This window comes from Methanococcoides sp. NM1 (assembly GCF_900774285.1).
Taxonomy (GTDB): domain Archaea; phylum Halobacteriota; class Methanosarcinia; order Methanosarcinales; family Methanosarcinaceae; genus Methanococcoides; species Methanococcoides vulcani.
The window spans coordinates 177,904-191,271 of record NZ_CAAGTW010000005.1 but is presented as its reverse complement, the minus strand read 5'-3'; the positions used below and the strand labels follow the sequence as shown (position 1 = coordinate 191,271).

The following is a 13,368-nucleotide window of genomic DNA, read 5'->3' as shown; positions in this document are numbered from 1 at the left end:
TATGCGGGCAGTGATCCCATATAAAAAAGAGAATGCCAAATCAAGGCTATCTCCGGTACTTTCACAGAACGAGCGCGAGGAATTCGTCGAACTCATGCTAAGGGATGTGGTCAGCTCATTATGCTCCGCAGGGATAACAGAAATAGACATCCTTACTACCTCCAGCGAAGGAGTGCCTGACGATTTAGATGTGGATCTTATTGTAACCGATCCCGGACTTAATGAATCTATCAACTCATACCTTCAAAATGTTGATGAGCCAACCATGGTCATCATGGCAGATCTGCCCCTTGTGCGAAGCAGTCACATCAAAAAGATAGTATCATACCCCGAAGACGTTGTCATCGTTCCCGGAAAAGGTGGCGGTACGAACATACTGTTCATCCGGCAACCAAAGGAATTTACTGTCAAATACCATGGCTGCAGCTTTATAAGCCATTATGAGATCACAGAAGACCTTGGGAAGAGCATACGGATCTTTGACTCATTCCTTGCAAGCATCGATATCGATGAACCTCATGATATTGTAGAATTACTATTATACGGAAATGGTCTTTCAAAAGAATACGCTGAAAAACGATTTTGTGCCGAAACCGGAAAAGGGCGCGTAACGATATCACCGCTTTCAAAGCTTTCCGGTTTCATCTGAGATCCACTGGAGATATTTTTTCTCACCAGTGACCTCCCATGAAATTATGCATGGAAGATCATAGCTGTGAAGTAATACAACGGTTTCTTTTAATGCATCGAATCTTTCAGAGGTCGTTTTCAATATAAGTGCAACCTCATTATCCTCCACCATTTTATCATTCCACATATAGATGGAATTTATTGGATGGATATTAGCACATGCGGCAAGCCGCCTTGACACCAGCTCTTTTCCAAGCATGCGCGCTTCGTCCATACTTCCGGCTGTAATGTAAACTATAATATGTTGCATAATACAAAATATTGGCAGAGGACATATCTAGATATCGTCTGTTCATCTGCAGACCATGTATAATAGTCAAAATGAAACCTATCAACATAAAGCAATATTAACCTAAATATGCCAATTAGGTAGTATATATTAGTAGCACTTTCCGAAAAAGACATATTTCGTCGTTTTATTAGCTTCCAACAAACAGACACATATAAGAATTTCCATAAGCCAGTGAGCAACTCACGAAACCTATATTATTATCAAAGTAATAATGGTACATCACATCTGACTATCGGTGATAATGAATGAGCATCATTATAAATAAATATAAATGTGGGTACTGCGGTGCATGTGTGGGCGTCTGCCCAACTGGAGCATTAGAGCTCATCGAAACATGGATAGAAGTAGACAGTAAAAAATGTACAAGATGTGGCATCTGCCAGAAGATATGCCCGCTTGGAGCTATCGAGGTGGACAGATGAAAAAGGAATATGATCTTATTGTAATCGGCGCCGGTCCCGGAGGATCCATTGCTGCCAAAACAGCTGCAAAGGAAGGACTTGACGTACTTCTAATAGAGAAAAGACAGGAGATCGGAGATCCGATCAGATGTGCTGAAGGTGTGGGTAAATACAACCTGAAGCAACATATCGAACCCGATCCCAGATGGATATGTGCTGATCTGAAAGGCTCACGTATCTTTTCGCCGGATGGAACTGAGATCGAAATGGCAGAGGAGATCGCCGGCGGAGAGGTTGGATATGTACTTGAACGAAAGATATTCGACCGGGCACTTGCTAATGAAAGTGCTATTGCCGGGGCAGAAGTGATGGTTAAGACCAGGGCCACTGACCTTATAATTGAGAATGAGACCGTCTGCGGGATAAAGCTCATGCATATGGGAGATGAATATGAAGTGCGCTCAAAGATCGTCATCGGTGCTGACGGAATGGAATCAAAGGTCGGACGCTGGGCAGGTATCGACACATCGGTAAAGCCCGCAGACATAGAAACATGTGCACAATATCTGGTATCCAATGCAAATATCGACCAGGAATTCTGTTATTTCTACCTTGGAAATGAGATCGCACCTGCAGGGTATATATGGTTGTTCCCAAAAGGTGGCAACAAAGCCAATGTTGGAATTGGAATACTGGGTAGTAGATCCGGTGAAAATAGACCTATTGATCTTTTGAATGAATTTATTGAAAAGAACATGCCTGATGCAAAGATCATTGAAATGGTCGTAGGAGGAGTTCCGGTATCAGGTACCATAGACAGGACTATCGCCAATGGCCTTATGCTCGTCGGCGATGCTGCCCGACAGTCCGACCCTATCACCGGCGGAGGGATCATTAATGCCATGGATGCAGGAAAGATCGCCGCAGAGATTGCTGTAAAAGCAATAAAGAAAGGAGATTATTCTACAACGACCTTGCAGGAATACGAAGACCTCTGGAGAGAAACAATTGGCAGGGAGATCGACAACAGCCTGATAGTCAAGGAAACGTTTGTCAATTTCACAGATGAGGATCTGAACTCACTTGCTAACTCACTCAAGAACGTTAACTTCACAAGCATGAGCCTTCTGGACCTCTTACTTGCTCTTTTCAAAGCAAACAAAAAACTTCTCTGGAACCTCAGGGGACTCTTTAAGGACATTGTTAAGAACGACGTTGACTTTAAATATAGATCCTGATCCGACCTTTTTAGTCCCATCCTAAAATGGATGGAACAAAATCTTATTTTAAATTATCTTCTCCAGAACTCCGGAGTAAGCATAACTATAACAGTGAACACTTCAAGTCTGCCTATCCACATATTGGCGATCAGCACAAGCTTTCCAATGTCAGGAATAGTACTGAAGTTTGCCATGGGTCCGACAATATTAAAGCCTGGACCTATGTTACCAAGAGTTGCTATGGATGCTGTAATGGAACTGGTAAGGTCCATTCCAAATATGGAAAGGATAGCTGAACTTACCAGAAAGATAAGGAAATAGATCACCACAAATGAGATGATCGCATGCATAATGTCAACTGGAACGCTCTTTCCATTGAATTTGATAGGCCTTACAGCTTTAGGGTGGATCGCTTTGAAAAGCTCACTTCGTGCGTATTTTAGCAAAAGGAGAAGACGTACGACCTTTATACCACCTGCAGTAGAACCAGCACAACCACCAATGAACATCATCGCCAGTAAGACGACCTTCCCCGAATCAGCCCACAGGTTGAAGTCAGTGGTCGCATACCCTGTTGTCGTCAGTATAGAGACAACCTGGAAAACGGCATACCTGAAAGATGTGGGAATCGAATCGGGCGTGTCCCTCCAGAGTATCAATGTCAGAAGGACCGTCGCAAGACCTACGATCACAAAATAGAACTTGAACTCATTGTCCTTTAGAAGGCTTTTTTTATCCGAATATAAGGTCTTGTAATGCAGGGCAAAGTTCGCACCTGCAATGAACATAAAAAGCGTGATGATACCTTCGATGAGAGGACTGTTAAAAGCTGCAACACTGTCTGCATAAGGTGAAAAACCTCCACAAGCCATCGTGGTAAAAGTATGCGTACAGGCATCATAGAAGGACATACCTGCAATGAGCAGTAGAAGAAGCTCCACTACGGAAATAGATACGTAGACAGCCCAGAGTATCTTTGCGGTTTCCCTTATCCTTGGCTTTAGCTGGTCCTCCTTGGGACCCGGGGCCTCAGCACGGAACATCTGACGCCCTGCAACTCCCAGCTTTGGGAGAATTGCAATGAACAACATGATAATCCCCATACCACCAATCCATTGGGTCATACTTCGCCAGAACAGAAGACTTCTTGAATGGGTTTCAATATCTACGAAGACTGTTGCTCCGGTCGTTGTAAAACCTGACATTGATTCGAACAGGGCATTAAGAAACGTTACTCCGTCGAACATATACGGAATAGAACCAAAGAGTGCTGCGGCAAACCATCCAAAAGCAACTATAGCAAAGCCTTCACGTTTCTCCCATTCCCTTTCATCTGATGAGGAATACCTAAATGAAAGTATAGATCCAACGATGGTAGTAAATGAAAACGCGACTGCAAAAGGATATGGGGATTCACCATAATAGAGGGCAACTCCCAGAGGGACCAGCATCATTGGACCAAGAAAACGAAGAAGTGAGCCCAATACGCTAAATACGATCCCGAAGTTCATAAAAACACGCCTATTTTAAGTTACTTGAACAATCTTTCGACATCCTGATGTGCAGAAGGCAATGAGAATATGAGCACACGGTCGCCTTCCTTGATAATATAGTTACCGCGAGGTACGAAAGTATCGCCTTTATGGACCACCATGCTGACAAGTGCACCTTCAGGGAACTTGACGTTCTTCAAAGGTTTTCCAACTACCTTTGACTTGCTTGATGCAGTATATTCAATGATCTCCGCCTTTTCACCCTCGATCATAGTCAGGGCTTCAATGCCTGTACCCATGGTCAGTTTCAATACTTCATTAATGGTGGCTTTCCTTGGACTTACAGCACGATCCACACCTACAAGTTCGAACAGTGGAACATAATCAAGATGATCAGCACGTACAACGACCTTTTTGGCACCAAGCTGCTTTGCAAGCAGAGCACATAACAAGTTCTTTTCATCACTGTCCGTCACAGCGATAACAACATCCATATCCTGAACACCTTCTTCTTTGAGAAGGTTGATGTCCGTTCCATTGCCTTTCAGAACAAGTACTTTTGGAAGTGCTTCAGCAATGAACTCACAACGGTCCATATCCTTTTCGATAATCTTTATAGATACATGACTTTTTTCAATAAGCTTTGCAAGATAGAAACCAACGGTACCTCCACCGATGATCAGCACCCTGCTGACGTTATCCTCATGCCCTGCAAAAAGGCCTCCTACATCAGCCATAGCATCAGATTTCCCGATGACAACAACATGATCAGCACTATGTATCACATCGTCCCCATGAGGAATAATAATGTCTGACTGCCTGTAAATAGCACTAACTATGCAGCAATCAGAAAGATCCAGGTCCTTCATATTCTTGTCCACAAGATCGCTTTCTTCAGATACGACGAATTCCATCATCTTGATCTTGCCATCTGCAAAGACCTCAGCATCAATAGCCGAGGGGATAGAAAGGATCTCGGCAACCTCTGAAGCGAGGGAGAGTTCCGGACAGATCATGACATCAATACCTATCTGTGTGCGGGTTGCAACCGGCCTGTCAATATAATCAGGATTTGTGACCCTTGACATTGTTTTGAATGGTCTGTAAGAAGGAGCCAGCAGTTTGGCTGCTGTACATGCAACAATGTTCACTTCATCTGAACCGGTCACAGCAACAAGAAGATCGGCATCGTTGATCACCTGTCCTAATATGGATATATTGGCACCATTCCCATGAATGACCTGTACATCGAGCTCATCTGCACGTGCACATGCATCCTCATCATTATCAATGACGATAACATCATTGTTGAGATAAAGGGAACTTGCTATATGATACCCTACCTCACCGGCTCCGACGATTATGATTTTCATAAAGATCACACTAACCTATGAAAATAAATTGGAAGTATAAGATATGGTTAATAACCGGTATCTGTGTTAAAGTTTACTCCACAGAAATGACGACCTATAAAAAAATAAGAAATTTCCCCGTCCTGTCATCAGGAATCAACAGGACCGGGAATAGCATTAGAAATAGTAGTTTCAAAAGCGTCTTTCATCTTGTCAAAGAATCCTTTGCCACCTTTTGATCCTTTGGACTTACTACCACTGAGCTTATCGAGCTGTTCCAGCAGACCTTTCTGTTTATCAGTGAGGTTTGTAGGTGTCTCAACAACGATCTTCACAAGCTGGTCACCCTGGCCATGTCCATGAAGATGTGGCATTCCCTTGCCTTTCAGACGTAGTATTGAATGTGTCTGGGTTCCTGCTTTGATCTTCATCTTGACCTTGCCATGAAGCGTCGGGACCATAACTTCAGAGCCAAGAGCTGCCTGAGAGAACGTAATCGGGACCTCATAGACAATATCATCACCTATGCGATCGAACTTCTCATGAGGTTTTATATGGATCACAACATAAAGGTCACCCGATGGTGCACCCGGACTTCCTGCTTCACCCTCTCCGCCGATCTTCAGACGCAGACCGGTATCAGCACCTTTTGGAACTCTTACTTCGATCTTGCGTACTTTCTTCTGCTTACCTGAACCTTTACAGACAGGACACGGAGATTCGATGATCTGACCCCTACCGTGACAATTGTCACATGTAGTAGTGGTCATGAAGTTACCAAGAGGGGTTCTTCGTGAATGGGTCATCTGACCGCTGCCACGACATTTCGGACAGGTGGTCGGACTTGTACCCTCCTTTGCACCCGTACCTCCACAGGTCTCACAGTTCTCTGCCCTTGGAACATTGATCTTCACCGGTTCACCGAAAGCAGCCTGCTCCAGAGTTACGGCCAAGTCATATCTCAGATCAGAACCCCTTGTCGGACCCTGCCTGCGACGACCTCCACCGCCAAAGCCTCCAAAACCACCAAAGCCGCCTCCGAAGATACTGCCAAAGATATCACCAAGGTCTTCGAAACCGCCAAAATCAGCATTCCTGAAAATATCTTCTGTGCTATATCGACCGTCTATACCTGCATGGCCAAACCGATCATACTGTGATCTTTTCTCATCATCGGATAGCACAGCATAAGCTTCGGATATCTCCTTGAACTTCTCTTCAGCACCATCACCCTTGTTCTTGTCAGGATGGAATTTCATCGCAAGTTTGCGATATGCTTTCTTGATATCGGTCTCAGAGGCATCCTTGGCTACACCAAGTATTTCGTAATAATCACGTGTGGTCGACATTAAATCTCCTTCATGGATAAATTAAAGTGCAGATGGGAAGCATCTGCACCTATACAGTCAAGATATTTATTTGTCTTCGTCGACAACCTCATAGTCCGCATCGACAACAGTTTCATCGGATCCGGAGTCTGAAGTGGATGCCCCTGCATCTTCGGAAGCTTCAGCACCTGCAGCTGCTTCCTGCTGTGCCTTCTCGTACATTGCAGCGGAGACCTTGTAAACAGCTTCCTGTAATGCTTCGGTCTTAGCTTTGATAGCTTCGATATCTTCGCCTTCCAGAGCCTCTTTCAGATCAGCCATAGACTTTTCGATCGTGGCCTTCTGTTCGTCGGTTGCGACATCTCCAGCCTCTTTCAGGGTCTTCTCAGAAGCATTGACAAGAGATTCTGCATTGTTCCTGATATCTACCTCTTCCTTACGTGCCTTGTCCTCTTCCGCATGGGATTCAGCATCCTTCACCATTTGATCGATCTCCTCATCGGACAATCCACCAGGTTTCTGGATAGAGATAGACTGTTCTTTACCGGTACCAAGGTCCTTTGCATTCACATGAAGGATACCATTGGAATCAATGTCAAAGCTCACTTCGATCTGTGGCATTCCCCTTGGTGCAGGTGGTATGCCATCCAGTACAAAACGACCAAGTGTCTTATTAGCAGAAGCAATTCCTCGCTCACCCTGCAAGATGTGGATCTCCACAGATGGCTGGCTGTCTGCAGCAGTTGAGAATATCTGGCTCTTCTTTGTAGGAATGGTAGTATTCCTTTCGATCAGCGGTGTTGCAACGCCTCCAAGGGTTTCGATACCAAGTGTCAGAGGAGTAACATCGAGCAACAGAACGTCATGGACCTCTCCACCAAGTACACCTGCCTGAATGGCTGCACCTACTGCAACTGCCTCATCAGGATTGATGTTCTTGTATGGGTCCTTTCCAATGAAATCCTTCACAAGATTATATACCGCAGGGGTTCTGGTAGAACCACCGATAAGAAGCACTCTGTCAATGTCCTTTGGAGTTACTTTTGCATCACTAAGAGCCTGTTTCATGGAAACAAGTGTCTTCTCTACAAGATCTTCGGTCATCTTCTCGAACTGTGCCCTTGTAACATCAATATCAATGTGTTTTGGCTGGCCGTTAGAATCTGCTGTAATGAAAGGCAGGTTCACGTTAGTTGAAGCAACGCCCGAAAGCTCGATCTTTGCCTTCTCAGCAGCATCATTAAGGCGCTGGAGTGCAGCCTTATCATTTGACAGGTCGATACCTTCAGCTTTCTTGAACTCATCGACCAGGAATTCTGTGAGCCTGTGATCAAAGTCATCGCCACCAAGATGTGTGTCTCCACTTGTGGAAAGTACTTCAAAGATACCGTCTCCAAGCTCAAGAACGGATACATCAAAAGTGCCTCCTCCGAGATCGTACACAAGGATCTTGTGGTCGCCTTCCTCTTTGTCAAGACCGTATGCGAGAGATGCAGCTGTAGGTTCGTTGATGATCCTCATTACCTCAAGTCCGGCGATAGTACCGGCATCCTTGGTAGCCTGCCTCTGGGAATCATTGAAGTAAGCAGGTACAGTTATAACAGCCTGTGTGATGGTCTCACCAAGATATGCTTCAGCGTCATCCTTGAGCTTGCGAAGGATCATTGCAGAAACTTCCTGTGGAGTGTAATCCTTATCGTTCAGATTTACTTTATAGTCTCCCTCACCGATGTGACGCTTAATGGAGCTTACACTGTTATCAGGGTTGGCGATCATCTGTCTTTTTGCGACCTGTCCTACAAGCTTTTCCCCTTTCTTGGAAAAACCAACTACTGAAGGAGTGGTCCTTGCGCCCTCTGCGTTAGGGACAACAGTAGGTTTTCCGCCTTCGATAACAGCCATACATGAATTAGTAGTTCCAAGATCAATACCTAATATCTTTCCCATGATAATACCTCACTTGTCTTTGATTATTAAATACTTAATAGCAATTTGGTTTTCTTTATGATATTACTAAAGAGATATACCCTATAATATCAAATGTTAGTTCTCATCCGGATTATCTGCAATTGTTACCATTGCATGACGTATGACCTTCGAGTTCAGTTCATATCCGGGCTTACAGACATCAACAACATGGTTGTCAGGATGTTCTGAGGTCTGGACATGCATCATTGCTTCATGAAGGTGCGGGTCGAATTCTTTACCGGTGCAATCGATCTTTTTCAGGCCTTCCTTTTCAAGGATAGAGACGAATTGTCTGAATACCATCTCAACACCTTCAATAACTGACTGAACGTCATCAGCCTTTTTTGAAGATTCAAGAGCACGCTCAAAGTTATCATATACTTCCAGCATTTCGACCATTATATTTTCCAGAGCGAACTTGCGGAAGTCTTCCTTCTCACGCACACTTCGCTTTCTGAAGTTCTCGAACTCAGCCCTCTGGCGGATCAGTTGTTCTTTAAGTTCTATTATATCAGAATCCGTGGAAGTGCCATCGTTATTTTGGTTATCGGCCCCATTCCCGGCCAGGTTTTCCGACAAATCGTCACCTTTACAGCCAGTACACGAATCCTTCTCTTCTTTAGTTTTAGATTTCTTTCCAGATTTACCTACCATTGATCACGACTCCGCCATAATTTATTAGCGGTATAACATAACAGCAGATGATTGTTTGAAGTTCTATAAATGCGTTACGGTATTGTGTGCATGCTAAACTAAAAAAGAAGAGACCAAAAACAAGCTCCAACAAGCGCCTTTGGTCAAAATAGTTCAGGCATATTCGGCCTGCATCTTATAGGAAAGCAATTTGACAAGCAACATGCTTGCTATCATACAGATCGCAAGTGCTGACACCAGCCGATCCCATCCCAATACACTGAGACCGTCCTTCAGGACAAAATCAACGCCTCCAAAGAACGAAAAGATAGAGATGGTAGCTGCAAGTGACACGACACATCCACCGATAAGCGCACCTATCTGGTCGGCACCCCTCTTCTCAAAAAATACCGAACCTACTATGAAAACCACAGCAAATATCAGCAATATGACAGAAGAAGGCATTGGACTGATGCCACTAGAAAGAATGTTCATGACTCCAATAGCCATACCTATCATAAAAATGGACATGGTACCTGAAACAGCAAGCGCCTGTAAAAAAGGATTATCTGAAATTTCCGCATTCATCCTTTGTATCCCTCGCGTTGTAATTTGTATTGCTGATATATATAGTAATTGTCGAGGACACACAATAAATAAAGAATATATTCAGGCCACCATAATCCACAGTAAATAACAAATAATATGATAGAATCTCACCTTACATGAAAATACTTCTTTCGGAATATGCTGTCAGCACCGGCATGGGTGGAACCTACCTATTAGAAGGTAAAGCAATGCTCCACACCCTGGCATCAAGTTTTTCACGCCTTGGCCATGAGGTGATATACACATCGTCCGGACCATCGATAGAATATGGCAGTTCTGTTGCTTCCAGCGAGGACAGTATCAATGAAATTCTGGAAAAACAGGCAAAAGATGGCGATGCAGCCCTTGTGATCGCACCTGAAGAGCTTTTACCCGGGATCACAGCCATAATCGATGATAACACACTGAACCTCGGCTGCTCCTTTGAGTCAGTAACTATTTGCTCGGATAAACTGGAATGTACCAGAAAACTGGAAGCCGCATCCATTGCGATCCCGGGAACTTATTCTGCTGACCAGGCAATACCAAAAGGTAAACGCTGGATAGTAAAGCCAAGATACGGGTGTGCATCAGAAGATACATTCGTATGCCACGACCCGAAATTGGAAGAAGGTCAGCTCGCAACGGAGTATATCGAAGGAGAACACCTAAGTGTCAGCCTAATCTGTGGAAAGGAGACACTCCCATTAACAGTGAACAAGCAGATGATAGATATCGATCCCGAGAAGGATGAATCTTCTGTTAATTACTGCGGCTGTACGACACCATACCCCACCGACAGGAAGCAGGAGCTTTATGAAACTGCCATCGAGGCAACCAGAATACTTGAATGCAACGGATACACCGGAGTGGACATAATACTGGGAGACAGGCCATATATAATAGACATAAATCCAAGACCCACAACATCCCTTGTGGGTATTACTAAGATAATGGACAGGGAGATAGCAGAACTTCTGATAGCTAATGCTCTTGGGCAACCACTCCCACAGATAAATATTACAGGAAATTACTCGTTCACCAAAGAGGAATTGATATGAGATATATTGGAATAGATATTGGTGGAGCTAATACAAAGGTCTCCTCCTCTGATGGAGAAATCAAAGAACTGCTCTACATCCCTTTATGGAAGGACACCACACTTCCATCAGCCCTTAAGGAGCTATCAAAAAGACTCAAACCCGATGCTCTGGCTGTTGTGATGACAGGAGAACTTGCAGACTGTTTTGCGGACAAGGATGAGGGAATCAGCTTTATTATGAACGCTGTGAACAACGCTTTCGACTGCAAGATCGAATACGTGAACAACAGCGGACACTTCCAGGACAGTACCCGGAACACAAGGGACCTTGCTGCTGCCAATTGGGCTGCATCTGCCCGTCTGATAGGAAAAGAGGTAGGAGATTGTATTTTTGTGGACGTGGGTAGCACCACAAGTGACATAATACCTATCAAAAAAGGCAAACATGTGGCAGGAGATACCGATTTTTCCAGGCTGCTTCGCAGTGAGCTGGTATATGCAGGAACCTTGCGTACGAACCTTGCTGCCCTGCTTAAGACCGTAGAACTGAAGGAAGGAACATGTCGTGTCTCATCCGAGCTTTTTGCCACCACTGCTGATGCATACATGCTTCTTGGGGATATAGAAAGGGACCTGTTCACATGCGAGACCTCGGATGGTGCCGGCAGGGACAGAATCGATTGCATGAGAAGGCTTGCACGTGTCGTATGTGCCGACCTTGCAGAGATCTCTGAAGAAAACCTGCTAATGATAGCAAAAGATGTGAAAGAAACACAGATATCCCTGCTTTGTGAGGCTATATCCACCGTGGCTGAGAAGAACGGGCTTGACACTATTGTCTCCGCCGGACTGGGAGAATTCATGATCGAAGAAGCTGCAATGCGTCTTGGCCTTGATTGCTTCTCCACTTCCGACAAGTGGGGACCGGAGATCTCAAAGGTTTTCCCTGCTTACGCTGCTGCAAAGTTGCTTGAAGAAGAAGAAAATGTGAACTAATATCCTGCGATAAGAAATGAAAGTAGTCCTTAAGATCGGTGGAAGCCTGATAGAACAAGCCGAGGATCTGTTAAAAGCAGTCACGGAACACATTGCCAGCACAGGAAGCAAAGTAAAGATAGTGGTCGTGCCGGGAGGAGGTATCTTTGCCAATGGCATTAGAGAAGCAAGCAGGGCACATTCGATCGGTGATGAGGCTGCCCACTGGATGGCTGTGGCAGCAATGGAACAATATGCATACCTGCTTATGGACAAGAGCAGGGTGCCTTTGATAGATGATACGGATGATGTGCCTGAAGGGATATCCATCCTGCTGCCATACCAATTGCTAAAAACCACTGACGAACTCGAACATTCATGGGATGTCACATCAGACACCATAGCTGCGTGGGTTGCGCATCGAATCGATGCAATACTTGTCAAAGCCACAGATGTTGATGGCGTGCTAAATGAAGGTGAACTTATCGAAGAGATAACTGCTAAAGAGCTTGAGAGCATGGGTGAGACCTGCACTGACCGGATACTACCACATATATTGGACAAATATGGTATGGACTGTGTCATCGTTAACGGAACCTGTCCGGAAAGAGTGGTTGCTGCTATCGAAGGGAAAATGGTAAGGAGTACACACATCAAGGGGAATATTTAAATTACATACCGCGTATGTACAGAAATCGTTATAGCTTATCGCGACACGAACCGTTTCGTTCAAGCATTATACATATTTACAGAATCAAAAGGAGTATTACAATGGCAAAAGTTGAACAATGCACATCATGTGGAGTTCGCCTTGCTGAGAAGGGATACACAAGATTCCCATGCCCAGCATGTGACACCGAGCTTGGAAGATGTACCAAGTGCAGACAACAGAGCAACCCTTACACATGCCCTAAATGCGGCTTTGTAGGACCCTGAGGGACCAATATGGGAGAAGTAGCAGCAACAATGAAGATCATGCCAGCAGGCGTCGAGACCGACCTGGATGACCTGAAGAACAAACTCGAAGCAGCATTGCCAGAAGGTTCATCGATCTATGCATCAGAGACAGAACCAATTGCATTTGGATTAAAGGCACTTAAGGTAGTAGTCCTTGTAGGCGACCTTGAAGGTGGCACAGAACCTGTAGAAGAAGCTTTTGCAGCTGTCGAGGGTGTCGAGAGCGTGCAGGTTACCGAATTGGGCAGACCTGTATAATCGCAAAGAACTTTTTCTGTTCTCTCTTTTTTCTTTTATTTTAATTTGCCTTAATTTCTAGTAATTTCTCTAAATATCATCACGGGCTCGTAGATCAGGGGGAGATCGTTACGTTCGCAACGTAAAGGCCGCGGGTTCAAATCCCGCCGAGTCCATATTGGACCCTCATAA

Annotated in this window: 15 protein-coding genes and 1 tRNA gene; 9 read left to right on the top strand and 7 right to left on the bottom strand. The window is 44.7% G+C overall.

Annotation, left to right across the window (positions count from 1 at the left end; translation table 11 throughout):
• Position 1 precedes the first annotated feature (1 nt).
• Complete coding sequence (cofC, locus tag E7X56_RS06830) at positions 2–649, top strand: 2-phospho-L-lactate guanylyltransferase (protein WP_135606061.1); 648 nt, start codon at positions 2–4, stop codon at positions 647–649.
• On the opposite strand, the gene cutA is transcribed toward cofC, so the two are convergent.
• Positions 626–940 (bottom strand): divalent-cation tolerance protein CutA, encoded by a 315-nt coding sequence (cutA, locus tag E7X56_RS06825; protein ID WP_135606060.1) that lies wholly within the window; start codon positions 938–940, stop codon positions 626–628. The two genes, cofC and cutA, sit on opposite strands and share 24 nt — an antisense overlap.
• 287 nt (positions 941–1,227) lie before the next feature.
• Between cutA and E7X56_RS06820 the strand changes: the two genes are divergently transcribed.
• Positions 1,228–1,404, top strand: a complete 177-nt coding sequence (locus E7X56_RS06820) for a 4Fe-4S binding protein (RefSeq protein WP_135606059.1) — start codon at positions 1,228–1,230, stop codon at positions 1,402–1,404.
• On the top strand, positions 1,401–2,621 hold the full coding sequence (locus E7X56_RS06815; protein ID WP_135606058.1) for an NAD(P)/FAD-dependent oxidoreductase: 1,221 nt from the start codon (positions 1,401–1,403) through the stop codon (positions 2,619–2,621). The genes E7X56_RS06820 and E7X56_RS06815 overlap by 4 nt, the downstream gene beginning before the upstream one ends.
• 53 nt (positions 2,622–2,674) lie before the next feature.
• Here E7X56_RS06815 and E7X56_RS06810 read toward each other — a convergent pair whose 3' ends face one another.
• The 6 genes from E7X56_RS06810 to E7X56_RS06785 all read right to left on the bottom strand — a co-directional run bounded on the left by E7X56_RS06810 (position 2,675) and on the right by E7X56_RS06785 (position 9,965).
• Positions 2,675–4,114 carry a TrkH family potassium uptake protein gene (locus tag E7X56_RS06810; protein WP_135606057.1) on the bottom strand — a complete coding sequence of 480 codons (1,440 nt, stop codon included), beginning with the start codon at positions 4,112–4,114 and terminating at the stop codon, positions 2,675–2,677.
• A 20-nt stretch (positions 4,115–4,134) separates the two neighbouring features.
• Entirely contained in the window at positions 4,135–5,469 is a 1,335-nt protein-coding gene (gene trkA, locus E7X56_RS06805; RefSeq protein WP_135606056.1) for a Trk system potassium transporter TrkA, read from the bottom strand.
• 128 nt (positions 5,470–5,597) lie between these two features.
• Positions 5,598–6,797, bottom strand: coding sequence for a molecular chaperone DnaJ (gene dnaJ / locus E7X56_RS06800; protein ID WP_135606055.1), 1,200 nt, complete (start codon positions 6,795–6,797; stop codon positions 5,598–5,600).
• Between the two features lie 66 nt (positions 6,798–6,863).
• Complete coding sequence (gene dnaK / locus E7X56_RS06795; RefSeq protein ID WP_135606054.1) at positions 6,864–8,723, bottom strand: molecular chaperone DnaK; 1,860 nt, start codon at positions 8,721–8,723, stop codon at positions 6,864–6,866.
• Positions 8,724–8,819: 96 nt separating this feature from the next.
• Positions 8,820–9,398, bottom strand: coding sequence for a nucleotide exchange factor GrpE (grpE, locus tag E7X56_RS06790; RefSeq protein ID WP_135606053.1), 579 nt, complete (start codon positions 9,396–9,398; stop codon positions 8,820–8,822).
• A gap of 153 nt (positions 9,399–9,551) precedes the next feature.
• Positions 9,552–9,965: a heat-shock protein gene (locus tag E7X56_RS06785; RefSeq protein ID WP_135606052.1), complete on the bottom strand. Its 414-nt coding sequence runs from the start codon at positions 9,963–9,965 to the stop codon at positions 9,552–9,554.
• Between the two features lie 137 nt (positions 9,966–10,102).
• Between E7X56_RS06785 and E7X56_RS06780 the strand changes: the two genes are divergently transcribed.
• From E7X56_RS06780 to E7X56_RS06755, 6 genes are all read left to right on the top strand, one after another.
• Positions 10,103–11,026, top strand: a complete 924-nt coding sequence (locus E7X56_RS06780; protein WP_135606051.1) for an ATP-grasp domain-containing protein — start codon at positions 10,103–10,105, stop codon at positions 11,024–11,026.
• Positions 11,023–12,003: a hydantoinase/oxoprolinase family protein gene (locus E7X56_RS06775; protein WP_135606050.1), complete on the top strand. Its 981-nt coding sequence runs from the start codon at positions 11,023–11,025 to the stop codon at positions 12,001–12,003. Before E7X56_RS06780 ends, E7X56_RS06775 begins: the two co-directional genes overlap by 4 nt.
• Before the next feature lie 16 nt (positions 12,004–12,019).
• Positions 12,020–12,652: an amino acid kinase gene (locus tag E7X56_RS06770; protein WP_135606049.1), complete on the top strand. Its 633-nt coding sequence runs from the start codon at positions 12,020–12,022 to the stop codon at positions 12,650–12,652.
• A gap of 101 nt (positions 12,653–12,753) precedes the next feature.
• A complete protein-coding gene (locus E7X56_RS06765) occupies positions 12,754–12,918 on the top strand; it encodes an HVO_2753 family zinc finger protein (RefSeq protein ID WP_081955807.1) in 165 nt (54 codons plus the stop codon).
• Positions 12,919–12,927: 9 nt separating this feature from the next.
• A complete protein-coding gene (locus E7X56_RS06760; RefSeq protein ID WP_091688425.1) occupies positions 12,928–13,197 on the top strand; it encodes an elongation factor 1-beta in 270 nt (89 codons plus the stop codon).
• 83 nt (positions 13,198–13,280) lie between these two features.
• A tRNA-Ala gene (locus tag E7X56_RS06755) sits at positions 13,281–13,352 on the top strand.
• Positions 13,353–13,368: the final 16 nt, after the last annotated feature.

Bases quoted from the DNA above. Each gene is read 5' to 3' on its own strand.
- grpE (WP_135606053.1), bottom strand. From the start codon at position 9,398: ATGGTAGGTAAATCTGGAAAGAAATCTAAAACTAAAGAAGAGAAGGAT.
- E7X56_RS06810 (WP_135606057.1), bottom strand. From the start codon at position 4,114: ATGAACTTCGGGATCGTATTTAGCGTATTGGGCTCACTTCTTCGTTTT.
- cofC (WP_135606061.1), top strand. From the start codon at position 2: ATGCGGGCAGTGATCCCATATAAAAAAGAGAATGCCAAATCAAGGCTA.
- E7X56_RS06820 (WP_135606059.1), top strand. From the start codon at position 1,228: ATGAGCATCATTATAAATAAATATAAATGTGGGTACTGCGGTGCATGT.
- E7X56_RS06780 (WP_135606051.1), top strand. From the start codon at position 10,103: ATGAAAATACTTCTTTCGGAATATGCTGTCAGCACCGGCATGGGTGGA.
- dnaJ (WP_135606055.1), bottom strand. From the start codon at position 6,797: ATGTCGACCACACGTGATTATTACGAAATACTTGGTGTAGCCAAGGAT.
- E7X56_RS06770 (WP_135606049.1), top strand. From the start codon at position 12,020: ATGAAAGTAGTCCTTAAGATCGGTGGAAGCCTGATAGAACAAGCCGAG.
- dnaK (WP_135606054.1), bottom strand. From the start codon at position 8,723: ATGGGAAAGATATTAGGTATTGATCTTGGAACTACTAATTCATGTATG.
- E7X56_RS06765 (WP_081955807.1), top strand. From the start codon at position 12,754: ATGGCAAAAGTTGAACAATGCACATCATGTGGAGTTCGCCTTGCTGAG.
- E7X56_RS06815 (WP_135606058.1), top strand. From the start codon at position 1,401: ATGAAAAAGGAATATGATCTTATTGTAATCGGCGCCGGTCCCGGAGGA.
- cutA (WP_135606060.1), bottom strand. From the start codon at position 940: ATGCAACATATTATAGTTTACATTACAGCCGGAAGTATGGACGAAGCG.
- trkA (WP_135606056.1), bottom strand. From the start codon at position 5,469: ATGAAAATCATAATCGTCGGAGCCGGTGAGGTAGGGTATCATATAGCA.
- E7X56_RS06760 (WP_091688425.1), top strand. From the start codon at position 12,928: ATGGGAGAAGTAGCAGCAACAATGAAGATCATGCCAGCAGGCGTCGAG.
- E7X56_RS06785 (WP_135606052.1), bottom strand. From the start codon at position 9,965: ATGAATGCGGAAATTTCAGATAATCCTTTTTTACAGGCGCTTGCTGTT.
- E7X56_RS06775 (WP_135606050.1), top strand. From the start codon at position 11,023: ATGAGATATATTGGAATAGATATTGGTGGAGCTAATACAAAGGTCTCC.